Raw genomic sequence first — 22719 nt, 5'->3', positions numbered from 1 at the left:
GGCTTAGAAGGTCTCCCAGTCGTCATCGGACGTGCCGGCCGCGGCCAGCGCCGGCTTCTCGCTGCTCAGCGCCGGACGCACCAGCGCGGGCTTGTCGGCCGGCTTGTGCGCCGGTGCGGCGGCCGCCTTCGCGAGACGCGGGCCGTAGCCGCCCGCGGCCGGCGCTTCCTTCACCGCGCGTGCGGCGGCGTCCGGCGCACGCTTCGTTTCGTGGCTCGCGGCCGGTGCCGATGCATGTGACGCATGCGACGCGGGCGCAGGCGACGCGCGGCGCGCCGGCTGAGCGGCCGTTTGCGGTGCCGGCAATGCGGCCGGCGCGGTTTCATGGCGGCGTTCCGACGGCGACGCCAGCGCCGGCGCCGATGCGTGCGCGGCCGGGCGTGCGGCGCCGCGCGACGGCGCGAGCGCGATGCCGCCCGCGACGCGCCACGCCGACACGACCGCCTTCATCTGGCGCGTCTGCTCCTCGAGCGACGCGGCGGCCGCCGCGGCCTGCTCGACGAGCGCCGCGTTCTGCTGCGTGACGGAATCCATCTGGCCGACCGCGCGATTGACCTGCTCGATGCCGGTCGACTGCTCGTCCGACGCGGCGCTGATCTCGCCCATGATGTCGGTCACGCGGCGCACGGCCTGCACGATCTCGTCCATCGTCGAGCCGGCCCGCGCGACGAGCGCCGACCCGCTGTCGACCTTCTCGGCCGAATCGCCGATCAGCTGCTTGATTTCCTTCGCGGCGCTCGCGCTGCGCTGCGCGAGCGAGCGCACTTCGCCCGCGACCACCGCGAAGCCGCGGCCCTGCTCGCCGGCCCGCGCGGCTTCGACCGCCGCGTTCAGCGCGAGGATGTTGGTCTGGAATGCGATGCCTTCGATCGTGCCGATGATGTCGACGACCTTGCCCGAGCTGGCCGCGATGTCCTGCATCGTCGACACGACCTGGCCGACCACCTCGCCGCCCTGCGTCGCGATGTCGGACGCGTTCACCGCGAGCTGGCTCGCCTGCCGCGCGTTCTCCGCGTTCTGCCGCACGGTGCCGGTGAGCTGCTCCATGCTCGATGCGGTTTCCTGCAGCGACGCGGCCTGCTCCTCGGTGCGCTGCGACAGGTCGGTGTTGCCGGTCGAGATCTCGCGCGCGCCGACGTCGATCGATTCGGTGCCGCGATGCACGGCCTGCACCATCGCCGTCACGGCGTCCTGCATCCGCTTGATGCCGCCGAACAGGCGGCCGATCTCATTGTTGCTGAAGACGTTCACCGGCTGCGTGAGGTCGCCGCCGGCGATCCGCTCGAAGTGCGCGATCGCGTCCTCGAGCGGCTTCACGATCAGCCCGCGCAGCACGAAGCGGATCGCGATCACGACGACGAACGCGATCGCGATGCCGGCCGCGATCAGGCCGATCATCAGCGAGATCTGCGACTGCGTCGCGGTCTGGCGGTCGTTCGCGCGCTTCTGCAGCGCCGCGACCACGGCCGATGCCGTCTGGTCGTACGCGACGAACATCGGGCTGATCTTCGTGTCGGCGACCGCGTGATACGCGGCCATGTCGCCCGCGCGCGCGGCCGCGAACTCGGGCTCGACGCCTTCCTTCACGATCGTCGTATAGCGTGCGGTGAGCTCGTCGACGAGCGCCTGCTCGATGCCGAGCTTCGGCGTGGCCTGGAACGCCTGCCAGTTCTGGCTCGACTTCGCGTACAGCTCCTGCGCGCGGTCGAGCACCTTGCCCGCCTCGGCCGTGTTGCCGGCTTCGGTCAGGGTGCGGAAGCGGTCGAGCGCCACGCGCGCGCGCAGCAACTGCGCCGACGTGTCGTCGAGCGCATGGATCGCCGGCAAGTCGACGTGCGCGATCTCGTCGAGCGAGCGGCTCGCGCGATCGAGCGCGTAGAGGCCGAGCCCGCCGACCGCGGCGGCCAGGCCCACGAGGATGAGTCCGACCGCCGTGAGCGTCGTGCGGATCGACCAGTTATGCAACATTGCAGATTCTCCCGAAGTTCCTGCGCGCGCGGCGCGCTTACGCGCCGAGCGTCTCGATCAGCGCCATTTCCCGGCTCGACATCAGCTTCTCGATGTCCATCAGGATCAGCATCCGGCCGTCGACCGTGCCGAGGCCCGTGAGGTACTCGGTCGTCAGCGTCGCGCCGAATTCCGGCGCCGGCATGATCTGGTCGGTCTGCAGCGTCAGCACGTCCGACACGCCGTCGACCACCATCCCGACCACGCGGTTCGACACGTTCAGGATGATCACCACCGTCTGGTGGTCGTACTCGACGCGGCCGAGATGGAACTTGATCCGCATGTCGACGATCGGCACGATGATCCCGCGCAGGTTGATCACGCCCTTGATGAAGTCCGGCGCGTTCGCGATGCGCGTGACGCTGTCGTAGCCGCGGATTTCCTGCACCTTCAGGATGTCGATCCCGTACTCCTCGTCGCCGAGCGTGAAGACGAGGAATTCCTGGCCCGTCGCATCGCCCTGCTCCGCGTCGCGGCGGCTGGTTGCCGCGTTCGCCGCGGCCGGATTGATCATTTGGACTTCAGCGGACACGTTTGCCCCCAATCGGTTGAATGGCGAGAGTCAGAAAATGGCGAGCTCGGCGCCGGCTCGGGCGCCGTGCGTCGCACGGGTTTCGCGGTTCAGCGCCGCGACGTCGACGATCAGCGCGACACTGCCGTCGCCGAGAATGGTCGCCGCTGAGATGCCGTGCACCTTGCGGTAGTTGGTTTCGAGGTTCTTCACGACCACCTGCTGCTGGCCGACCAGCTCGTCGATCAGCATCGCGAAGCGGCGCCCCTCGGTTTCCATGATCGTGACGATGCCCTGGGTCGGATCGGTGCGCGCGTCCTCGACCGAGAACACCTCGTGCAGCGCGACGAGCGGCAGGTATTCGCCGCGCACGCGCACCACGCGCTCGCCGTTGCCGACCGTGTAGATGTCGTCGTTCGACGGCTGCAGCGACTCCATCACGAAATTCAGCGGCAGGATGAAGATCTCGCTGCCGACCTTCACCGACATCCCGTCGAGGATCGCCAGCGTGAGCGGCAGCACGATCCGCGTGGTCGTGCCGCGACCGGCCTGCGACGTGATCTCGACATGGCCGCCCATCGACTGGATGTTGCGCTTCACGACGTCCATCCCGACGCCGCGGCCCGACACGTCGGTCACGGTTTCGGCGGTCGAGAAGCCCGGCGCGAAGATCAGCTGCCAGACTTCGTCGTCGCTGATGTTTTCGGAAATCTGCATGCCCTGCTTCGCGGCCTTCGCGAGGATCCGCTCGCGGTTCAGGCCCGCGCCGTCGTCGCTGACCTCGATCACGATGTTGCCGCCGTGATGCGCGGCCGACAGCACGAGCTGGCCGACGCCGTCCTTGCCGGCGGCGACGCGCTTGTCGACCGTCTCGATCCCGTGGTCGAGGCTGTTGCGCACGAGGTGCGTGAGCGGGTCGATGATCCGCTCGATCAGGCTCTTGTCCAGCTCGGTCGCCTGGCCGAACGTGACCAGCTCGACCTGCTTGCCGAGCTTGCCGGCGAGGTCGCGCACGAGCCGCGGGAAGCGGCTGAACACGTAGTCCATCGGCATCATGCGGATCGACATCACCGCTTCCTGCAGGTCGCGCGCGTTGCGCTCGAGCTGCGCCATCCCGTTGAACAGGCGGTCGTGCAGCGCCGGATCGAACGCGCTCGCGGTTTCCGCGAGCATCGCCTGCGTGATCACGAGCTCGCCGACCAGGTTGATCAGCTGGTCGACCTTCTCGACGCCGACGCGGATCGAGCTGCCTTCGGCGCCCGATGCGGCGGCGGCCGGGCGCGGACGCTTGTCGTCGTGGTGCGCGGCAGCCTGGGCAGCCTGCGCGGCGGGTTCTGCGTGCGGTTGCGATGCCGGTTGCGATGCCTGTTGCGGCGCCGGTTGCGCGGCGGCGCTCGGCTGCGCCTGCGGTGCGGCGGCGGCCGGGGTGGCACCGGGGGCTTGCGCGAAAACCTCGACCCGCGCGGCCGGTTCCGGCGCGGCGACCGGTTCGACGGCGGCCGGCGTGGCGGCAGGCGCCGCCGGTGCGGCCGGTGCGGTGCCGCGCGCGATGCGGATCTGGCTGTCGTCGATCACGAAGCAGCACACGGCGACGATGTCGTCGGACGGCACGTCCGATTCGAGCCACAGCGTCAGGTCGGCGCCCGCTTCCTCGCGGCCGACGATCCGGCCGAGATTGCCGAGCTCCTCGGTGAGCAGCGCCTGGTCCTTCGCGTCGACGCCGAGGAGCGTGATCTTCAGGTGCGGGCCGTCCGTGCCGGCAGCCGCCGCCGGATGCGCGGCCGCGACCGCCTGTTCGACCACGTGATCGGGCGCGCGGTCGCTGGCGGAGGTAGCGGCGGCCGGTGCCGGTGCCGGTGCCGGTGCAGTCTCCACGGCAGGCGCGGCAGGTGCGACGTCCGCGGGGGCGCCCGCGCCGCTCTCGGCCTTCAGGCGTTCGAGCTTCGCGCAGATCGTCGCGGCAGCCGCCGCGTCCGGTTCCGCGCTCGCGCGATAGTCGACCAGCTGGTCGGACAGCACGTCCTTGGTCTCGAGGAACGCGTCGACCATTTCCTTGGTCAGCGTCAGCTCATGGTTGCGCGCGCGGTCGAGCAGCGACTCGAGGATGTGGGTCGTCTCGGTCAGCGCGGAAAAGCCGAACGTCGCCGCGCCGCCCTTGATCGAATGCGCGGCGCGGAAGATCGCGGCCAGGTCCTCGGGGTCCGGCGAGCCGACGTCGAGGTTCAACAGCAGTTGCTCCATCTGCGCGAGCAACTCGTCCGCTTCGTCGAAAAAGGTCTGGTAGAACTGCGTGATGTCGAGAGTCATGCCCGGTCACCGGTTGGATTCGTCGCGTTCATGTCAGGAGGCGGTCTGCTCGGACAGCGTCGCGACCAGGTCGATCAGCACGGCCGGGTCGATCGGCTTTTCGATCCAGCCGGTCGCGCCCGCGTCGCGCGCGGCGTCCTTGAACGCATCGCTGCCTTCGGTCGTCAGTACGAGAATCGGCGTGTCCGCATACGCCGTCAGCTTGCGCAGCGCGGCGATCACCTCGAGGCCGTTCCTGCGCGGCATGTTCTGATCGGTCAGCACCAGGTCGTACGGCACGGTGGCCGCCATGTCGAAGCCGGCTTCGCCGTCCGGCGCCACCGTCACGTCATAGCCGGCCTGCGCAAGCGTCGCCTGCAGCAGCGCACGCATGGTCGCGGAGTCGTCGATGGCGAGAATGGTTCGGATCATGTCGGGCTCCGCAGGACCGCTCCAGGGTGGCTGACCGCCCCCTCGTGGGGCAGCGAACGAAGTGAGCGTGAAGGTTGTTTCATACGCGTCTCGAAATCTTGGAAACGTCAGGGTTTCGGCACCACGGCGACGGCGCTCGCGAGCACCGGTCGCGCGGCCGGCGCCGTGCCGTCGAGCTGCTGGGCCAGTTGCTTCGAGCCCGCGGCGTCGGCCGACAGCGTCGTGGTCGTCGTGTCGTCGCGCATCAGCGCGTCTTCGGATTTGCGGTTCAGCACGATCACGCTGATCCGGCGGTTTTCCGGATCGAGCGGATCGGCCTTGTTCAGGTTCTGCGTCGACGCGAGGCCGAGCACGCGCAGCACCTTCGACTCGTCCATGCCGCCCGCGATCAGCTCGCGGCGCGACGCGTTCGCGCGGTCGGCCGACAGTTCCCAGTTGCTGTAGCCGCCCTCGCCGCCCGCGTACGGCACCGCGTCGGTGTGGCCCTGGACGATAATCCGGTTCGGCACGTCGTTCAGCGTCTTGCCGATCTCGCGCAGGATGTCGCGCATGTACGGCTCGACGTGGTCGCTCGACATCGCGAACATCGGCCGCTTCTGCGAATCGACGATCTCGATGCGCAGCCCCATCAGCGTCGAATCGATGCGGATCTGCTGCTTGAACTGGCGCAGCGTCGGATTCGCCTCGATCGCCGCCATCAGCTTGATCTGCAGGTCGTGCAGGCGCGCCTGCTCGAGCCGGTCCTGGGCGCCCTGCGCCTGCGAGCGCGTCCTGTCGTCGCCGGCCTTCGCGACGCGATCGGCGAGCGACGTCGTGCCGTCGGTTCGGCGCAGCGTGCCGGCATCGAGGCTCGACAGGTCGCGGCCGCCGCCGTTGATGATGCTCGAGTCCTGCGAGCTGCGATCGCCGCTGCCGAACAGCGCGGCCTTCAGCGGCGTGTTGAAGTACTCGGCGATCCCCTTCAGCTGCACCGGCGTGACCGAGCTCAGCAGCCACATCAGCAGGAAGAACGCCATCATCGCGGTCATGAAGTCCGCATACGCGAGCTTCCAGGCGCCGCCGTGGTGGCCCTTCTTCTGCGGGGCCACCCGTTTGACGACGATCGCGCGATCCTTGCTCTTGCTCATCGAATGCTCCGCGTCACTTCGCCTTCACGCGGCGCACATGCTCTTCGAGCTCGGTAAACGACGGCCGCTCGGTCGAGAACAGCACCTTGCGGCCGAACTCGACCGCGATCGCCGGCGCATAGCCGTTCAGGCTCGCGAGGATCGTCACCTTGATGCACTGGAACATCTTGGTCGACTCGGCGACGCGCTGCTCCGCGAGGCTCGCGAGCGGCCCGATCAGCCCGTACGACAGCAGGATCCCGAGGAACGTGCCGACCAGCGCCTGCGCGATCATCGCGCCGAGCACCGCGGGCGGCTTGTCGGCCGACGCCATCGTGTGCACGACGCCCATCACCGCCGCGACGATCCCGAACGCCGGCATCGCGTCGCCGACGCGCATCAGCGCGTGCGCGGGGCCTTCGCCTTCCGCGTGGTGCGTCTCGATTTCCTCGTCCATCAGGCTCTCGATCTCGAACGCGTTCATGTTGCCGCCCACCATCAGGCGCAGGTAGTCGGTCAGGAATTCGACGATGTGGCGATCCGCGAGGATCTTCGGGTATTGCGTAAAGATCGGGCTCTTGTCCGGATCGTCGATGTCGGCCTCGAGCGTCAGCGTGCCTTCCTTGCGGGCCTTCGCGAGCAGCACGTACAGGAGCGCCATCAGTTCCATGTAGACGTCCTTGGTGTACTTCGAGCCCTTGAAGAGCGTCGGCAGCACGCGCAGCGTCGCCTTGATGGTCTTCATGCCGTTGCCGAGGATGAACGCGCCGACGCCCGCGCCTGCGATCATCAGGATCTCGAGCGGCTGGACCAATGCGCCCAGATGCCCGCCTGCCAGCGCGTAACCGCCGAAGACGGACAACAGTGTCACGAGTGTTCCCACGATAATCAGCACTGCCTGTCCCTCACGAATGACCGGCGGGGAGACCGCCGTTAATCAGGTTTACGGCAGTCGGCAGGAAAACTTTGGCGGTCGCGCCGCGACCGCGCGGCGGTGTTTACCAGCAAGCCCCGGCCGGTTCGCGCGGCGCGCGGCAGGCGTGCGGAAGGCGTACGGCTCCCGCCCGGCCCCGCCCGGCGGCGTTCAGGCCGCGGCGATGGCCAGCCCGGCGCGTGCGGCGGCCGCCTTGCGGGTCTTGCCCGCGCGCGACGGCGGCTGGCACAGGCCGCACACGAAACCTTGATGCGGATCATGCGCATGCGCGACGAAATGGCCGCCGCAGCGCGTGCACGGCGTCATCTGCAGCATCCCCGAGTCGAAGAAGCGCACCAGCGTCCACGCGCGCGTGAGACTCAGCGCGGCCTCGTCGCCGGACAGGTTCACGTGCTCCAGATAGAGCCGGTACGCCTTCACGATCGACTGGATCGGCTCGCAGCGGCCGTGGTCCTGCATGAACCGGTAGATGTTGTAGAACAGCGACGAGTGGATGTTCGGCTGCCACGTCATGAACCAGTCGGTCGAGAACGGCAGCATCCCCTTCGGCGGCGACGCGCCCTTCAGTTCCTTGTACAGCTTGATCAGGCGGTCGCGCGACAGGCTCGTCTCCGCCTCCAGCAGTTGCAGCCTGGCGCCCAGTTCGATCAGTTCGATGGCGAGGGTGATTTCCTTCACCTCGATCACGACGCTTTTGCTTGCCATGGTGAATAACCGTCCGCTTGACGTTGTTCGGATGAATCGCCAATACGCCGCCCGCCGACGCGGCGCGCCGGCACGAACGCAAGGCGGGGAAGGATCAGCGGACGCTTTCGACCGGCTGGCCGGCCATCAGGATCGCGGAATGCGCATGCGTGACGACGTCGCTGCGGCCTTTGTCGGCGAGCGACGACAGCAGCGCGTGATCGTCGAAGCGAAAACGGCACAACATCTGGTTCGATGCCGCGAGCTTCACGGTCTGGGCGAGCGTGAGGTTCGCGAGCACGTCGGCCAGTTCCTGGGAAACTCCCATGCGGAACATGCCCATCGCCTTGTCTTCCCGCAGCAGGCGCTGCGCGAGGAGGAGGTACGACAGGTTGACCTCTTTGATCTCACTGAGCATTTCGCTGGTGGCGCTCATGATTCCCCCGTTAAGAGCTTTTGCTTTGGCCTTTCATTGTGAAAACGTTTGCTCGATCGGGCGCCCGCTGACGCGCTGCCGGCACGTTTATAGTCTTACAGGGCGAATTCTGGCCAAACGGCATTTATGCCGGTATCAGCGAAGTGGCGCACGCCACGCAGGAATTGTCTGTAAACCGTGTAGGAATTTTTCCGACAAGGCGAATTGAAAGGGAACGAACGGCGGGGTGAATGGGGCGCGAATGCGTCGGCGATGCGGTCCCGCATGGGACGAATCCGGCTGAAGGCCATCCGGCAAGGCTGCCGGAAGTTGAATCGGTAAAAATTATAGTGGTTTTTCATGATAGCGCAACAATTGTGGTGGCTATCTCGTTTTATGTTTTCGCACCCTTTTTATCGGGGTTTTCGCGTATTTCATGGTGTAACAAGCCTTAAGTGTTTGAAAAAACACTCGAACCCCTGAAGGCGATATCGATAATGGACTCAACTGGGCGGCGGCGGGAGCCGCGCCGGCCCGCCCCGCAGCTTGCCGCCCGGCGTCCCGCGCCCCCCCGCCACGGACCCGGCCACGCACCGCAGACAGCGTGCGTCGGCGAGTTCCGCAACCCTGCAGCGGACCAGCATGCGCGCTCGAGCGCTTTGCGCTGGTCGACACCGGAGAACGTCCATGCGTATTGCCCAGATCGCGCCGCTTTACGAAGCTGTCCCGCCGAAACTCTATGGCGGCACCGAGCGTGTCGTGTCCTACCTCACCGAGGCGCTCGTCGAGCTGGGGCACGACGTGACGCTGTTCGCGAGCGGCGACTCCGTCACGTCCGCCCGTCTCGAGGCGGCATGGCCGCGCGCACTGCGGCTCGACCCGTCGATCCGCGACTCGATGGCGCCCCATATGCGCCTGATCGAGCAGGTCGCCCGTGTCGCGCACGAATTCGACGTGCTGCACTTCCACCTCGACTACCTGCCATTCCCGCTGATGTCGCGCCTCGACACGCCGTACGTGACGACGCTGCACGGCCGCCTCGACCTGCCGGAGCTGCAACCGGTGTTCGACGCGTTCCCGGACGCGCCGGTGGTATCGATCTCGAACAATCAGCGCAAGCCGCTGCCGCAGGCCGCGTGGGCCGGCACCGTGTATCACGGGCTGCCCGACACGCTGCTCACGCCGCAACCGGACGTGAAGCCCGAATATCTCGCGTTCCTCGGCCGGATCTGCCCCGAAAAGCGGGTCGACACCGCGATCCGGATCGCCGCGCAAAGCGGGCTGCCGCTGAAGATCGCCGCGAAGGTCGACAAGGCCGACGCCGACTACTTCAAGGAAGTGATCGAGCCGCTGCTCGGCGAGGCGCATGTCGAATTCATCGGCGAAATCAACGAGGCGCAGAAGCCGGCGTTCCTGTCCGGTGCGAAGGCGCTGCTGTTCCCGATCGACTGGCCGGAACCGTTCGGCCTGGTGATGATCGAGGCGATGGCCTGCGGCACGCCGGTCGTCGCGTTCAACCGCGGCTCGGTGCCGGAGGTAATCGAGGACGGCGTGACCGGCTTCATCGTCGAGGACGTGCAGGGCGCGGTCGGTGCGCTGCACCGGATCGACAGCCTGTCGCGCGACGCGATCCGCGCGCGCTTCGATACGCGCTTCAGCTCGAAAGCGATGGCACGGCGCTATGTCGAAACTTACGAATCGCTTTGCGCGACGGCAAAGCGGCCGACCTTGCGTCGCGTCGCGAGCGCGTGACGGCGAAATTCGTCAGAAATATTCGGTGAAATTCGCGCCGAAATCGGCGCGTAAAACCCAAAGGCGCCAAAGAGCCGCAGTCGATGCGGCTCTTTCTTTTTGTGCGCTCATTCGATCAGGAAACGATCGCGGTTTTTCCCGACGATCCAATTCGGCGGCTTGCCGCGCCCGCTCCAGGTTGCACCCGACTTCGGGTCGCGGTATTTCGGAGGCAGCGGTGCCTTTTTCGGCGGACGGCCGCGCCGCGCGCGCTCCGCGAAGCCCAGATCCTGGGCCGTCAGGCCATATTCGGCAATCATTCGCTGGACGTCGGCGATCACCGCCGCCACTTCCTGGCGACGCACGTCATCCGCCTGGGCCTGCAGATCGGCGATCTGCGCCTTGAGCTTCGCGTATTGAGACATTTTTCGGCTCCCTTTTCCATGATGCGGCGCCGGCAGTTCCGGCCGGAACGCCAACACCCGTTACGTCATCCGCACTGCCGCCCTGCCCTTCAAAATTAATGCTGCCATCTTTAACCGAATCGGCTATATCGAGAATGCGGACTTATTCTAATAAAAGCCATTCGTCAGCCATTCGAATTTAACAATCGTTGACCCTCACCCAGCCGATTCATTTCCTATAATCCAGACCAATTCGGGGTGACGGAATAAATCATCCGGTCATCCGTTTGTCTTCAACCCACTTGAACGGGATCCTTACATGAATCTTTCTCAGCGTCTGGCTGCAGAGGTATTCGGCACGTTCTGGCTGGTGCTCGGCGGGTGCGGAAGCGCCGTGCTGGCCGCAGCCTTTCCGGGCCTCGGCATCGGCTTCGCCGGCGTCGCGCTCGCCTTCGGCCTGACCGTGCTGACGATGGCATTCGCGATTGGCCATATTTCGGGTTGCCACCTGAATCCGGCCGTCAGCGTGGGCCTGACGGTCGCCGGCCGCTTCCCGGCACGCGATCTCGCGCCGTATATCGTTGCGCAGGTCGTCGGCGCGACGCTCGGTGCGTTCGTGCTGTACCTGATCGCGACCGGCAAGCCGGGCTTCGACGTCGTCGGCAGCGGCTTTGCGACGAACGGCTTCGGCGAGCGCTCGCCCGGCCACTACTCGCTCGGCGCGGCGTTCATCTGCGAAGTCGTGATGACGGGCTTCTTCCTGTTCGTGATTCTCGGCGCCACCGACAAGCGCGCGCCGGCCGGCTTCGCGCCGATCGCGATCGGCCTGTGCCTGACGTTGATCCACCTGATCTCGATCCCGGTCACCAACACGTCGGTGAACCCGGCCCGCTCGACCGGCCCCGCGCTGTTCGTGGGCGGCGAGGCGATCGGCCAGCTGTGGCTGTTCTGGGTCGCGCCGATCATCGGCGCGGCAATCGCGGGGATCGTCTACCCGCTGATCGCGGGGCGCGACGATGCCGTCGGCCTCGTGCCCGCATCCGCTCGCACCAGCGAATAAAACACTACGGGGTCACGCGAGCAGAGCAGCGAGCCTCACGCTGTCGAACAACATCGAGGCAGGTAATTTGAACGGGCGCCGCTGGCGCCCGTTTTTCATGGCCGCTCAGGAAGCGGTGACGCCGTCGAGCGTGCCTTCCAGCGCGAACAGCGTGCGCAGGTGGCGGGCGACGCCCGCATCGAAGTTGTTGCCGATCCGCGGGATGTGCGGCAGGTGCGCGATCAGGTCGGGGTTCGCGTTGTTCATCATGAACGCGTGGCCGGCCGTTTCGAGCAGGTCGATGTCGTTCATGTTGTCGCCGAACGCGATGCAGTGGCCGGCGTCGACGCCGAGTCGCGCGAGCACCGTACGCAGCGCGCGGCCCTTCGACACGTTGGCGGTCATCACTTCGAGACAGTCGGGCAGCGAGTACGTGACGTACAGCGCATCGCCGAACCGCACGCGCATCTGCTCTGCAACCACCGCCAGATCGGCCGGCTCGCCGATGTACAGCACCTTCGCGATGTCGGCGCCGTCGTGCGCGGCCATGTCGATCACGTCGTACCGGAAGCCCGAATCCTGGTGGAATTCGAGCAGGTGCGGCGCGTCGCGGTCGATCAGCCAGCCGCGGTCGGTGAACAGGTTGACGATCACGCGCCCGTGCGCGCCGGTCACGTCCGGCTGCACAAGGCCGCGGACGATCGCGGGATCGATGTCCTGCGCATGGATCGCCGTGTCGTCCGGCGCATGCACACGCGCGCCGTTCGACGTGATCAGGTACGGCCGGATGCCCAGCACGTCGCGGATGCCGGCGACGTCCGCGTAGTGACGCCCCGTCGCGATCACGAACTGCAGGCCGTCGCGGTCGAGCCGGCGGACGGTCTCGATCGTGTACGGATCGAGCTGGTGGTCGCTGTTCAGCAGGGTGCCGTCGAGATCGGTGGCGATGACTTTGTACATGGGGGTTGGGGGAGTGGCGCGCAGGACGCTGCGGAGCCGCCATTTTAACGTCGTGCCCGGGGGCGCGCCGGGTGGCTGGGAAATGGGGGCGGGTTTCAGGCCGTTCGGGTTTCGGTGCGTCGCTGGTTCGGCTGGGGCAGGCTGTTCGCTCGGTTCGCTCGGTCCGCTCGGTCCGCTCGGTCCGCTCGGTCCGCTCGGTCCGCTCGGTCCGCTCGGTCCGCTCGGTCCGCTCGGTCCGCTCGGTCGCTCGGTCCAGTTTGCCCGCTCAACGTGCCCGTCCGTCGCTTTACCCGATCGGTCCGCCCGGCCGGCTCAACCCACTCATCGCACGCCGCCCACGCGCCCCTCTCACCCAGCTTCAGCCGCCCTCAACGCCTGCAGCGCGAGCCGCAACGCGCCGTGCGCGGAATCGTCGAGCGGCGCGCGCAGCCGCGCCGCATGGCGTGCCGGCACGGCCGGTGCCAGCGCGTCGGCCAGCCCGCCGCACAGCGCGACCGGCAGCGCCTGCTGCGGATCGAGCGCGTCGATCATCTTGCCGATCTCGTCGCCGGCCTGCGCGATCAGCGCCGCCGCATAAGGATGGTCGCGGTGCGCGAACACGATCGGCGCGAGGCGCGCGTAGATCGTCTGGTTCGCATCGCACGACCACTGGACGAGCGCGTCGCGATCGTGCGCGCCCGTTTCCGCGAGCAGCGCGCCGGCAAACGCGTCACGCGGCACGCGGCCGTCGAGCGCCTGCTGCGCGTACGCGAGCGCGCGCATGCCGAGCCACGCGCCGCTCGCCTCATCGCCGGACGGAAAGCCGAAGCCGCCCGCGATGCGGCAGTCGCCCGCCGCGTCGAGCGCCGCCGCGATGCTGCCCGTACCGAGCGCGACGATGAGCCCCGGCGCACCGCCGTGCGCGCCGACGACGGTCGTATAGGCGTCGCTCTCGATCGCCAGCGCGTCGAGCGGCGCCTGCGCGCGGAACGCGGCGAGCCACGCGGCATTGTTGACACCCGCGAGCCCGCAGCCGAGCGCGCACTGCGACCAGTCGAACGCGAGCCCCGCCCGCGTGAATGCGTCGGCACAGGCCGCGCCGATCGATGCCCACGCGCGCTCGATGCCGAGGCCGAGCCCCGACGGGCCGCCGCGCCCCTGCGCGAGTTCGCGCCCGTGCCGGTCGGCGAGTACCGCGCGGGTGCCCGTGCCGCCGCCGTCGATGCCGATCGCAAAAAGGAATGCCGTCATGCGTTGATCCTGCTGATTCGAACAGGCGCCAAGCTTAACCGGATCGGTGCCGCGCGCCCATCTGCCGTTCGGCCAGCTATACCGTGAATGGGCCTTCCGCTATGCTGGCACGATCGAATCGACACTGGAACGAGGCCGGCGATGTCGCAGCGGTGCAACTGGGTAAAGACGGAAGCGGACGCTCACTATCACGATACCGAATGGGGCGTGCCGTCGCATGACGATCGCCACCTGTTCGAAATGCTGATTCTGGAAGGCGCGCAGGCGGGGCTGTCGTGGTCGACGATCCTGAACAAGCGCGCCGGCTATCGCGAGGCGTTCGCCGACTTCGATGTCGACGCTGTCGCGCGCTTCACGCCGAAGCGCATCGAGAAGCTGCTCGAGAACCCCGGCATCGTCCGCAATCGCGCGAAGGTCGAATCCGCGGTGACCAATGCACGGGCCGTGCAGCGCATTCGCGAGGATCACGGATCGCTCGCGCAATTCCTGTGGTCGTTCGTCGACCACACGCCGGTCCAGAACGCGTGGCAGTCGTATCGCGACGCGCCCGCATCGACTGCCCAGTCGGATGCGCTCAGCAAGGCGCTGAAGGAGTACGGCTGCAAGTTCGTCGGCTCGACGATCTGCTATGCGCTGATGCAGGCAACGGGGATGGTCAACGATCATGAGACCAGTTGCCCGTGTCACGCCCAATGCGCGGCGCTCGGCGGCAAGCAGCAGCCGGCACGGCGCCGCAAGGCGGGCTGACGGCGACGAAGCTCACGGGCCGGTCGGCTTGGCGCGCACCGGCACGTCAGCACGCGCCGCCAGGTGATCCGCGCAAGGCGAGCCCGAACGCGGCGCCGATTTCCCGGTGAGCACGTCGGCAGCCTTGCCCGTTGGCTGCCGGCGGAACCGCCGTGCGGCCGTGCGGCCATTCGACCGTCTGGCAGTCGATCGGCCACTTTTCCGCCACGATCTGCAATCTTTTCCGGCCCCGAAAAGCAAAACGGCGGAGCGGCTTCTTTCGAAGCACGCTCCGCCGTTTCGCGGCGAACCGTAGACGCTCTTAGTGGAGCTTCTTCGGCAGCATCTGGCTGCGCAGGCGCTTGTGCAGGCGCTTGACGGCTGCTGCCTTCTTGCGCTTGCGGACTGCGGTCGGCTTTTCGTAGGACTGGCGTTCGCGCAGTTCAGCGATCAGGCCATTTTTTTCGATAGCACGGCGAAAGCGGCGAATCGCCACTTCGAACGGCTCGTTTTCCTTCAGAAGAATCGTCGTCATGTCGTTCCTAAATTGCTTAAACGGTCAAAAACGTAGCGGCCAAGCGCCACGCACCGGCCATCCGGGCGTCCCCACAACAGGCGAAACGAGCGGAAATACGGCCTCGGAGGCCGGAAAAGAGAGGCACAAAGCACCGCGGGTACGCTTCACAAGCCGCGTGCAGCGCCGCGTTTGACTGCCAGCAGGAATGCCGAGACGGCATAGGCGTGACAGAAAATCTCAATTCAGCCCGCCATGATATCAGGTAAACATAGCTTCGCCTACCGGTTTACCACTTTTCCGTCGCAATCACGCATCGCAGGCGTTCGAACGCCCGTCCAGCCTTGCCGCGCGCCGTTCGGGCCCTTTAAATGCGCGCCAGACTCTACCCAAACGCACCCAATGCCCCTGGTGCTTCCCCACTATAAAAAATAGAGCCGAATCTTCGGCGCCCCCTCCAATTTGGTTTCGAACCACCGAGGTCTGGTTCTGAGGCGGCCGGCACTGCATGCACGTATCCATTGGTACCAGCAGGGCTTTGCGTGCTTACCTACTAACAACAAAAAAAATCGGCTGCCGGCTGCAAACCGAGCGACTACCGCGCCGCCTGCCATCTCCCAACCGATCCGTACCGCCCCCAACCTAAAAATGTGGTTGATGTCCGCACCTCGCCGGAACGCGATCCGCGTCCAGTCATTGCTTCAGCTTCAACAGTATTCCTTGTCAAAACCGAATCTGCCACGGGTCTCGCTGGACCACGCGCGGAATTCAACAGGCCAGCCGCACGTCCGATGCGGCATCGTCGGTACGTCAACCGGCTGCCGCGTGGGAGCGCCGCAGGTCCTCACACCGAACGAACGAAAGCGCATACGCAGGCGTCGAGGCCATGCTTGGCAAACCACAGAGCCAGTTCGGCCAGCCGGTACGCCAAAGCAACTTCGCATCTGCCCCTAAAGTTTCGTCGCATGGTCGCCGACAACCAGGAAAGGCGGGCGATGCAGGATGCCAAAAAGCGCGACGCCGAACACGAAACAGCCAAATTTAAACCGGGCGTTTTCCAAAAACGAGGATAGAAATGCTGAATATCAACACCAACCTTTATTCGCAAACGGCGCAAACCAACCTGTCGAATACGCAGAACGCGCTGTCGCAGGCAATCAACCGCCTGTCGTCGGGCAAGCGCATCAACTCGGCAGCAGATGACGCAGCCGGCCTCGCGATCTCGACGACGATGACGGCGTCGATCAACGCGTACAACCAAGGCGTCGCGAACGCGAACAACGCGGTGTCGATGGCTCAAACTGCTTCGAGCGGCCTCTCGGCAATTACCGCCAACCTGCAACGTATCCGCCAACTGGCAGTTCAGGCTTCGGACGATTCGATCGGCTCGGCTGCAGCCAACAATCTCGACACCGAAGTGCAAGCGCGTATTACCGAAATCGGCCGGATTACCAGCCAAACGACGTTCAACGGCATCAACTTGCTCGACGGTACCGCGAACGGCAGCGCGGTGCTGAATTTCCAGATCGGTGAAAAATCTGGCCAACAACTGTCGCTGGATCTGACTGGCAAGTACGATACGGCGACGCTCGGCCTGACCGGCAACGTCAAGACCTACGCCGCCGCGCAGACGATGATGGACACGGTCGACACGGCGCTGACGACGATCAACACCGCACAAGCTCAGCTCGGTTCGGACATCAACATCTACCAGGCAGCGATCTCGCAAACGACTGCGCAATCGACCAACCTGAACGCAGCCAGCGCACAGATCACCGACGCGAACTTCGCACAGGAAACCGCCAACCTGTCGAAGGCTCAAGTGCTGCAGCAAGCTGGCATCTCGGTGCTCGCGCAAGCGAACTCGATGCCGCAGCAGGTTCTGAAGCTCCTGCAATAAGGGCTAGATAACGCGCCACGTCACGCATTCAAGAAATGCGTGACGTGGCGGTCAATACGGATGCCAAAGAAAGAATGCTTATCCGAGGGCTCGCCTTCAGATAAGCATTTTGCGCATCGTGCGGCACATCGGCGCCGCCACGCCAATGCGCCCGGCGGCGCACTTTTTACCAGACGGAGTCCTCGATGTCGACGACGAACATTTCCAGCACCACGGCCAACAGCGCGCTGACACAGGCGGCGCAGTCCATCATCAGCGGAGTGACGAACTCGAACACGGACACGTCCGCACTCGTTTCCGCGATGGTTACGGCCAAGATGGCCGCACAGACCACGCAGAACGTCAACCGGCAAAATCTCGACAACACCACGCTGTCGGCCATCGGCTCGCTCAAGTCGGCACTGTCCTCCCTGCAATCGGCGCTGTCCGGGCTCACCGACGGATCGGCTCTGGCGAAAACCACCGCCACCGCGAGCGGCAGCGGCCTGAGCGCCACCACGTCGACGGGCTCGGTCGCCGGCAGCTATTCGATTGCGGTAACGCAAGTCGCCACCGCGCAGAAGCTTGCACTGACAGCGGGCGTGCAGCCGTCCACCAAACAGCTCGGGACGGGCAGCCTCACCATCACGCTCGGCAGCGGCGCGCCGATGACCGTCGGAATCAACACCGGCAACAACACGCTCGCGGGCATCGCCAGCGCAATCAATTCGGCGAGTGGCAATCCCGGCGTGACCGCCACCGTCGTTACCGGCACGGATGGGTCGCACCTCGTGCTGACCTCGAACGTGACAGGGGCGGCGAACACGATCCAGGTATCGACCAATTCGACAGACGGGCTGGCCAGCCTCGCGACCGTCGACAGCTCGGGCGTCGCAACAAACAACTACGTCGAGAAAAACAACGCACAAGACGCGATGCTCAGCATCGACGGCATCACCAATATCCAGAGCGCCAGCAACACGATCACCGGCGCCATTACAGGCGTGACGCTCAACCTCGCCACGTCGGCGGCAAACACGACCCAAACCCTCACGGTCGCGGCGGACAACACGTCAGCGACCAACGCGATCAACGGCTTCGTCTCGGCATACAACTCATTCGTGAGCACCGCATCGTCGCTGTCGAGTTTCGACTCGACCGCCGCTGCCGGCAGCCAGGGCGGGCCACTCATCGGCGATTCGATGCTGAATTCGATCGTCGGCTCGCTTGCCACGGCCCTTTCCAAGGGCGTAACAAGCGGCAGCAGCACCGTGAGCCTGAGCGCGCTCGGCATCAACCTGACGCCGAGCGGCACGCTCAGCGTCGATAGTGCGGCTTTGTCGAACGCCCTGACGCACAATTCGGCCTCGGTAGCGACCGCCTTCAACGCGACGAATGGCATCGGCGCAGTGCTGAACAACAACATCACGTCGTATCTGCAGACGGGTGGGATCATCGATACGCGCGTCAACGCGCTGAACAGCGACCTCGCCGACGCGAAGACGCAAGCGAAGACCCTGCAAGCGTATGCGAATCAGTTGACCGATCAGTACAATGCGCAATTCACCGCCCTCAATACGCTCATGGCGCGGATGCAGAACAACTCGCAGTATCTGACGCAGTTGTTCGGCGGCACCAATAGCGCCGGCGCACTCGCCACCAACAAGTCATAAGGCCCACCGGATGTATCGAGCCGCGCGGTACTTTTGAAATGGCACTGGAGTGATCGTCACGATGGATCAACCCACATTACTCGCACGCGTGTGGCAACTGACGCAGGCAATCGAACATGCCGCGACGATGGCGGACTGGTGCGGCGCGGCGCGTCTCGCGGAAGCGCGCTCGCCCCTGCTGATGTCGCTGAGCGCACCGCAAACGCCCGATGCGCTGGCGATCATCCGCCGCATACAGGCGATCGACACAGCCATCGCGGCCGACGCGGAAACGACGCAGCGGGAGTTGCATGCGGAGTTTCAGGCCGCACTCGGACGGACCGAAGCTGCCGGCCGATATCAGCAGATCGCGCAACTGTAACTGCATTGCCACTGCATTGCCGCCAGGTACGTCGCGAGCGGCACTTCGCGCCGGACATTTACCTCCGGCCCGGCCATTCATCGCTTCGTTGCGATGAACGGCGTGCTCCGCACTAGCTCACCGACACCTCATCCCGCGCATGTTTGGCACACATCGTGATGAACGTTTCTTCCAGATTACGGGCAAAGCCGTGGGGTCACATAGCGACGAAGCGAGCAGACGGTCGCGCAGCTCGTACGAAACGCCAAGGTATAGGCGCGAGCGAGGGACATGACTGCAGCGAAATTGCAGCAAAAAATCAGAAAAACCGTGGAAAAAGTACTGCCTGACAAGCTCGCACCCAGCGCAAGCCCTTGATTTATATAGACTTTCTTGGCGCGCCCGGCTGGGATCGAACCAGCAACCCCTGCCTTCGGAGGGCAGTACTCTATCCATTGAGCTACGGGCGCATATGACAGTGACGACAGTGAAACGACCCCAATAAACCGGCCGCCCACCATTGACAAGACCGCAAGGATACCCGGTTTCCCAAAACGCGTCCACCTTGCCTGCCGAAACCCCGTCAGGCCCGCAATTCGTGCGGGTAAACACGCGCCTTCGCGCCGCTCGCCGTGATGTAAACGTTCCGTCTATAATCGTCCGGACTCATTGGATCGCCAGCCATTTTGCCGTTGCACCGCGCTCACAATTCCTAATCACGGAGACGAGGCAAGCATGAGCGAAGCACCCCACGAATCTCCCGTCAAAACCCCCGGGCAGCTGATTGCCGTCGTCATCGCCTCATTCGCGATTCCGATCGCCCTGATCGTCCTGTTTGCCACTTATGCCAACCATGCGTTCCGTTCGGGCGCGGGCACGGATGCGCTATCCGACGAACAGGTCGCCGCGCGGATCGCACCGCTCGCGAAAGTCGACGTGAAGGACGCCAATGCGCCCCGCACGTACAAGACCGGCGAGGAAGTCTACAAGGCCGTGTGCGTGACCTGTCACGGCACGGGCGCCGCCGGCGCGCCGAAGTTCGGCAACAAGGACGACTGGGCACCGCGCATCTCGCAGGGCTTCGACACGCTGCTGAAAACGGCGCTGTCGGGCAAGGGCGCGATGCCGCCGCGCGGCGGCACGAGCCCCGACGACGTCAGCGACTATGAAATCGCGCGTGCGATCGTCTACATGGCGAACAACGACGGCGCGAACTTCCCCGAACCGGCTGCCCCGGCCGCCAATGCGGCACCGGCGGCGAGCGGCGCGGCGGGTGCGGCAGGCGCTTCGGGCGCCGATGCATCGAACGCGCAGGCCGCCGCTGCAATGGCCGCGATCGCCGCGATTCCGAAGGCCGGCGAAAAGCCCGCGGCCGCGCCGGCCAGCGCCGACGCCGCCTCCGCCGGCAAGGCGCTGTACACGCAGGTCTGCCAGGCGTGCCACGCGGCCGGCGTGCTCGGCGCGCCGAAGTTCGGCAGCAAGGAAGACTGGGCGCCGCGCCTGAAGGACTCGATGGATACCGTCTACAACTACGCGCTGCACGGCAAGGGCGCGATGCCGCCGAAGGGCGGGTCGAGCGCGTCCGACGCCGACGTGAAGGCGGCCGTCGACTACATGGTCAACGCGTCGAAGTAACGCCTGCCGGCCAGAAAAAACCCCCGCGGCGCACACGCATCGCGGGGGTTTCGTTTATCCGGATCGCCGGGGCGTCCGTGCGCCGAGCGCGCCGCCTCACTTCTGCAACAGCGCCTTCAGGCTCGCGAGCCGGTCCTTCGGCGTCATCGGCGCTTCCTCCGGCGTCGGCGGCGGCGCTTCGTCGAGCCCCATCTCGGGAATGAAGCGCGACGGCTCGCACACGACCGTCTCGCGCGCCCGCTTGCGCTTCTTGCACCAGTTCAGGTGGAGGCTGCGCTGCGCGCGCGTGATCGCGACGTACATCAGCCGGCGCTCCTCCTCGATCCGCTCGTTGTCGATCGGGCCGTCGTCCTCGCTGCCGCCGCGGTGCGGCATGATGCCCTCCTCGACGCCGACCAGGAACACGTGCGGATACTCGAGCCCCTTCGACGCATGGACGGTCGACAGCCGCACGGCATCCGGATCCTCGTCCTTGCCTTCCAGCATCGACATCAGCGCGACGGTCTGGATCAGGCCGAGCAGGTTCTTGCCGGTATCCGCAAGCCCGTCCGCGTTGTGGAAGCCGTCGGCCTCGCCGTCGACGGCTTCCGTCTCGGGCTTGGTGCCCTTGCGCTTCAGCCATTCGAGGAATTCGAGCACGTTCTGCCACTTCGACTGCGCCTGCCGCTCGTCGAACGCGTCGTACAGGTAGGCCTCGTAGTGAATGGCCTCCATCATGTCGTCGAGCACGACGGTCGCGGGCTCCTTGTCCGCGCGATCGGTCAGGCGCTGGATGAAGTCGCAGAACATCCTGAGCGGCTCGACCTGCCGCGCGGACAGCCGCGCCTCGATCCCGCCCATGTACACGGCCTCGAACAGCGACACCTTCGCCTGGCCCGCGAACGAGCCGAGCGCCTCGAGCGTCGTGTTGCCGATGCCGCGGCGCGGCGTCGTGACCGCGCGGATGAACGCGGGATCGTCGTCGGCGTTCGCGATCAGCCGCAGGTACGCGCACAGGTCCTTGATCTCGGCCTTGTCGAAGAACGACTGGCCGCCCGACAGCACGTATGGAATCCGCTCGCGCCGCAGCACCTGCTCGAAGATTCGCGCCTGGAAGTTGCCGCGATACAGGATCGCGTAGTCGCGGAACTGCGCGCGCCGCTCGAACTTGTGCGCGGACAGCCGGAACACGACCGATTCGGCCTCATGCTCCTCGTCGTTGCACGGCGTGACGGTGATCGAGTCGCCCATCCCGTGCTCGGACCACAGCTTCTTCTCGAACAGCTTCGGGTTGTTCGCGATCACGTTGTTGGCAGCGGTCAGGATCCGCACCGTCGACCGGTAGTTCTGCTCGAGCTTGATCACGTGCAGCTTCGGGAAGTCCTTGCCGAGCTGCGCGAGGTTCTCGAGCGTAGCGCCGCGCCAGCCGTAGATCGCCTGGTCGTCGTCGCCCACCGCCGTGAACGCGGCGCGCGGGCCGGCGAGCAACTTCAGCAGCTCGTACTGGCACGCGTTGGTGTCCTGGTATTCGTCGATCAGCAGGTAGCGCAGCTTGTTCTGCCAGCGGTCGCGCACCTGCTCGTTCTTCGCGAACAGCTCGGCCGGCAGGCGGATCAGGTCGTCGAAGTCGACCGCCTGGTATGCATGCAGCGTCGCGACGTAGTTGCGGTAGACCAGCGCCGCCTGGTGCTCGTCCTCGTTGGCCGCGATCGTCATCGCCTCCTCGGGCATGATCAGGCCGTTCTTCCACAGCGAGATGGTGCTCTGGATCTTGCGGATCAGGCCCTTGTCGGTGGTGCCGATCTGCTCCTGGATCATCCCGAAGCAGTCGTCCGAATCCATGATCGAGAACTGCGGCTTCAGCCCGACGTGCTCGGCCTCCTGGCGCAGGATCTGCACGCCGAGCGAGTGGAACGTACATACGGTGAGCTGGTTGACGGGCACCTTGCGGCCTTCCTTGCCGGGCGTGGTGAGCGTCTTGCCCTCGAGCAGCTTCGACACGCGCTCGCGCATTTCGGCGGCGGCCTTGTTCGTGAACGTGACGGCCGCGATGTGGCGCGGCTCGAAGCCTTTCGCTTCGATCAGGTGCGCGATCTTCTGCGTGATCACGCGGGTCTTGCCGCTGCCCGCGCCGGCGAGCACGAGGCAGGGACCGTCGAGGTAGCGCACCGCTTCGTTCTGAGCGGAGTTGAGGCCTGCGGACATGATGGCGGATGATGTTGCGGTTGACGGCG

General features: G+C 65.9%; 20 protein-coding genes and 1 tRNA gene. 7 read left to right on the top strand and 14 right to left on the bottom strand.

What is annotated here, in order from left to right; all coding sequences use genetic code 11:
* Positions 1-3: 3 nt before the first annotated feature.
* The 8 genes from DIE16_RS26005 to flhD all read right to left on the bottom strand — a co-directional run bounded on the left by DIE16_RS26005 (position 4) and on the right by flhD (position 8396).
* On the bottom strand, positions 4-1968 hold the full coding sequence (locus DIE16_RS26005) for a methyl-accepting chemotaxis protein (protein WP_124893680.1): 1965 nt from the start codon (positions 1966-1968) through the stop codon (positions 4-6).
* A 37-nt stretch (positions 1969-2005) separates the two neighbouring features.
* Positions 2006-2521: a chemotaxis protein CheW gene (cheW, locus tag DIE16_RS26000; protein WP_039320139.1), complete on the bottom strand. Its 516-nt coding sequence runs from the start codon at positions 2519-2521 to the stop codon at positions 2006-2008.
* 48 nt (positions 2522-2569) lie between these two features.
* On the bottom strand, positions 2570-4825 hold the full coding sequence (gene cheA, locus DIE16_RS25995; RefSeq protein WP_124893679.1) for a chemotaxis protein CheA: 2256 nt from the start codon (positions 4823-4825) through the stop codon (positions 2570-2572).
* A 33-nt stretch (positions 4826-4858) separates the two neighbouring features.
* A complete protein-coding gene (locus DIE16_RS25990) occupies positions 4859-5236 on the bottom strand; it encodes a response regulator (RefSeq protein ID WP_044849175.1) in 378 nt (125 codons plus the stop codon).
* 107 nt (positions 5237-5343) lie between these two features.
* Positions 5344-6363, bottom strand: a complete 1020-nt coding sequence (gene motB, locus DIE16_RS25985) for a flagellar motor protein MotB (RefSeq protein ID WP_044849176.1) — start codon at positions 6361-6363, stop codon at positions 5344-5346.
* Positions 6364-6376: 13 nt separating this feature from the next.
* Complete coding sequence (motA, locus tag DIE16_RS25980) at positions 6377-7237, bottom strand: flagellar motor stator protein MotA (protein WP_124486860.1); 861 nt, start codon at positions 7235-7237, stop codon at positions 6377-6379.
* 189 nt (positions 7238-7426) lie between these two features.
* Positions 7427-7981, bottom strand: coding sequence for a flagellar transcriptional regulator FlhC (flhC, locus tag DIE16_RS25975; protein WP_124486859.1), 555 nt, complete (start codon positions 7979-7981; stop codon positions 7427-7429).
* 94 nt (positions 7982-8075) lie between these two features.
* Entirely contained in the window at positions 8076-8396 is a 321-nt protein-coding gene (gene flhD, locus DIE16_RS25970; protein ID WP_014895554.1) for a flagellar transcriptional regulator FlhD, read from the bottom strand.
* A 666-nt stretch (positions 8397-9062) separates the two neighbouring features.
* Between flhD and DIE16_RS25960 the strand changes: the two genes are divergently transcribed.
* Positions 9063-10127: a glycosyltransferase family 4 protein gene (locus tag DIE16_RS25960; protein ID WP_044849179.1), complete on the top strand. Its 1065-nt coding sequence runs from the start codon at positions 9063-9065 to the stop codon at positions 10125-10127.
* A 107-nt stretch (positions 10128-10234) separates the two neighbouring features.
* On the opposite strand, the gene DIE16_RS25955 is transcribed toward DIE16_RS25960, so the two are convergent.
* Complete coding sequence (locus DIE16_RS25955) at positions 10235-10531, bottom strand: H-NS histone family protein (RefSeq protein WP_006489320.1); 297 nt, start codon at positions 10529-10531, stop codon at positions 10235-10237.
* A gap of 298 nt (positions 10532-10829) precedes the next feature.
* Here DIE16_RS25955 and aqpZ point away from each other — a divergent pair, with 298 nt between their 5' ends.
* Positions 10830-11570, top strand: a complete 741-nt coding sequence (aqpZ, locus tag DIE16_RS25950) for an aquaporin Z (RefSeq protein WP_044849180.1) — start codon at positions 10830-10832, stop codon at positions 11568-11570.
* Between the two features lie 105 nt (positions 11571-11675).
* Here aqpZ and DIE16_RS25945 read toward each other — a convergent pair whose 3' ends face one another.
* Both DIE16_RS25945 and DIE16_RS25940 read right to left on the bottom strand, forming a co-directional pair.
* Positions 11676-12509 (bottom strand): Cof-type HAD-IIB family hydrolase, encoded by an 834-nt coding sequence (locus DIE16_RS25945; RefSeq protein WP_124486858.1) that lies wholly within the window; start codon positions 12507-12509, stop codon positions 11676-11678.
* A gap of 348 nt (positions 12510-12857) precedes the next feature.
* The gene (locus tag DIE16_RS25940; RefSeq protein WP_124893678.1) at positions 12858-13739 is read right to left on the bottom strand and encodes a BadF/BadG/BcrA/BcrD ATPase family protein; all 882 of its coding nucleotides are present in this window, start codon (positions 13737-13739) and stop codon (positions 12858-12860) included.
* A gap of 141 nt (positions 13740-13880) precedes the next feature.
* On the opposite strand from DIE16_RS25940, the gene DIE16_RS25935 reads away from it, so the two are divergent.
* Positions 13881-14486, top strand: coding sequence for a DNA-3-methyladenine glycosylase I (locus DIE16_RS25935; protein WP_124893677.1), 606 nt, complete (start codon positions 13881-13883; stop codon positions 14484-14486).
* A gap of 301 nt (positions 14487-14787) precedes the next feature.
* Here the strand turns inward: DIE16_RS25935 and rpsU are convergent, their stop codons facing one another.
* Positions 14788-15000, bottom strand: coding sequence for a 30S ribosomal protein S21 (rpsU, locus tag DIE16_RS25930; RefSeq protein WP_006401410.1), 213 nt, complete (start codon positions 14998-15000; stop codon positions 14788-14790).
* A 1054-nt stretch (positions 15001-16054) separates the two neighbouring features.
* On the opposite strand from rpsU, the gene DIE16_RS25925 reads away from it, so the two are divergent.
* The 3 genes from DIE16_RS25925 to DIE16_RS25915 all read left to right on the top strand — a co-directional run bounded on the left by DIE16_RS25925 (position 16055) and on the right by DIE16_RS25915 (position 18892).
* Entirely contained in the window at positions 16055-16879 is an 825-nt protein-coding gene (locus DIE16_RS25925; protein WP_124893676.1) for a flagellin, read from the top strand.
* A gap of 185 nt (positions 16880-17064) precedes the next feature.
* Complete coding sequence (gene fliD, locus DIE16_RS25920) at positions 17065-18531, top strand: flagellar filament capping protein FliD (protein WP_124893675.1); 1467 nt, start codon at positions 17065-17067, stop codon at positions 18529-18531.
* 61 nt (positions 18532-18592) lie between these two features.
* Positions 18593-18892, top strand: a complete 300-nt coding sequence (locus DIE16_RS25915; RefSeq protein ID WP_124520513.1) for a flagellar protein FliT — start codon at positions 18593-18595, stop codon at positions 18890-18892.
* A 373-nt stretch (positions 18893-19265) separates the two neighbouring features.
* On the opposite strand, the gene DIE16_RS25910 is transcribed toward DIE16_RS25915, so the two are convergent.
* A tRNA-Arg gene (locus tag DIE16_RS25910) sits at positions 19266-19341 on the bottom strand.
* A gap of 265 nt (positions 19342-19606) precedes the next feature.
* Between DIE16_RS25910 and DIE16_RS25905 the strand changes: the two genes are divergently transcribed.
* Positions 19607-20506, top strand: a complete 900-nt coding sequence (locus DIE16_RS25905; protein ID WP_124571376.1) for a cytochrome c5 family protein — start codon at positions 19607-19609, stop codon at positions 20504-20506.
* A gap of 96 nt (positions 20507-20602) precedes the next feature.
* Here DIE16_RS25905 and DIE16_RS25900 read toward each other — a convergent pair whose 3' ends face one another.
* Positions 20603-22690 (bottom strand): UvrD-helicase domain-containing protein, encoded by a 2088-nt coding sequence (locus tag DIE16_RS25900; RefSeq protein WP_124486852.1) that lies wholly within the window; start codon positions 22688-22690, stop codon positions 20603-20605.
* Positions 22691-22719: the final 29 nt, after the last annotated feature.

The sequence above is a fragment of the Burkholderia sp. Bp9090 genome, assembly GCF_003857985.1.
In the GTDB taxonomy this organism is placed as follows: domain Bacteria; phylum Pseudomonadota; class Gammaproteobacteria; order Burkholderiales; family Burkholderiaceae; genus Burkholderia.
Note: the sequence above shows the minus strand (reverse complement) of the source record. Positions and strands in the feature narration are given on the sequence as shown.

Bases quoted from the DNA above. Each gene is read 5' to 3' on its own strand.
- flhC (WP_124486859.1), bottom strand. From the start codon at position 7,981: ATGGCAAGCAAAAGCGTCGTGATCGAGGTGAAGGAAATCACCCTCGCC.
- DIE16_RS25955 (WP_006489320.1), bottom strand. From the start codon at position 10,531: ATGTCTCAATACGCGAAGCTCAAGGCGCAGATCGCCGATCTGCAGGCC.
- cheA (WP_124893679.1), bottom strand. From the start codon at position 4,825: ATGACTCTCGACATCACGCAGTTCTACCAGACCTTTTTCGACGAAGCG.
- DIE16_RS25900 (WP_124486852.1), bottom strand. From the start codon at position 22,690: ATGTCCGCAGGCCTCAACTCCGCTCAGAACGAAGCGGTGCGCTACCTC.
- DIE16_RS26005 (WP_124893680.1), bottom strand. From the start codon at position 1,968: ATGTTGCATAACTGGTCGATCCGCACGACGCTCACGGCGGTCGGACTC.
- aqpZ (WP_044849180.1), top strand. From the start codon at position 10,830: ATGAATCTTTCTCAGCGTCTGGCTGCAGAGGTATTCGGCACGTTCTGG.
- DIE16_RS25935 (WP_124893677.1), top strand. From the start codon at position 13,881: ATGTCGCAGCGGTGCAACTGGGTAAAGACGGAAGCGGACGCTCACTAT.
- rpsU (WP_006401410.1), bottom strand. From the start codon at position 15,000: ATGACGACGATTCTTCTGAAGGAAAACGAGCCGTTCGAAGTGGCGATT.
- flhD (WP_014895554.1), bottom strand. From the start codon at position 8,396: ATGAGCGCCACCAGCGAAATGCTCAGTGAGATCAAAGAGGTCAACCTG.
- DIE16_RS25945 (WP_124486858.1), bottom strand. From the start codon at position 12,509: ATGTACAAAGTCATCGCCACCGATCTCGACGGCACCCTGCTGAACAGC.
- DIE16_RS25940 (WP_124893678.1), bottom strand. From the start codon at position 13,739: ATGACGGCATTCCTTTTTGCGATCGGCATCGACGGCGGCGGCACGGGC.
- DIE16_RS25925 (WP_124893676.1), top strand. From the start codon at position 16,055: ATGCTGAATATCAACACCAACCTTTATTCGCAAACGGCGCAAACCAAC.
- fliD (WP_124893675.1), top strand. From the start codon at position 17,065: ATGTCGACGACGAACATTTCCAGCACCACGGCCAACAGCGCGCTGACA.
- cheW (WP_039320139.1), bottom strand. From the start codon at position 2,521: ATGATCAATCCGGCCGCGGCGAACGCGGCAACCAGCCGCCGCGACGCG.
- DIE16_RS25990 (WP_044849175.1), bottom strand. From the start codon at position 5,236: ATGATCCGAACCATTCTCGCCATCGACGACTCCGCGACCATGCGTGCG.
- DIE16_RS25905 (WP_124571376.1), top strand. From the start codon at position 19,607: ATGAGCGAAGCACCCCACGAATCTCCCGTCAAAACCCCCGGGCAGCTG.
- DIE16_RS25960 (WP_044849179.1), top strand. From the start codon at position 9,063: ATGCGTATTGCCCAGATCGCGCCGCTTTACGAAGCTGTCCCGCCGAAA.
- DIE16_RS25915 (WP_124520513.1), top strand. From the start codon at position 18,593: ATGGATCAACCCACATTACTCGCACGCGTGTGGCAACTGACGCAGGCA.
- motB (WP_044849176.1), bottom strand. From the start codon at position 6,363: ATGAGCAAGAGCAAGGATCGCGCGATCGTCGTCAAACGGGTGGCCCCG.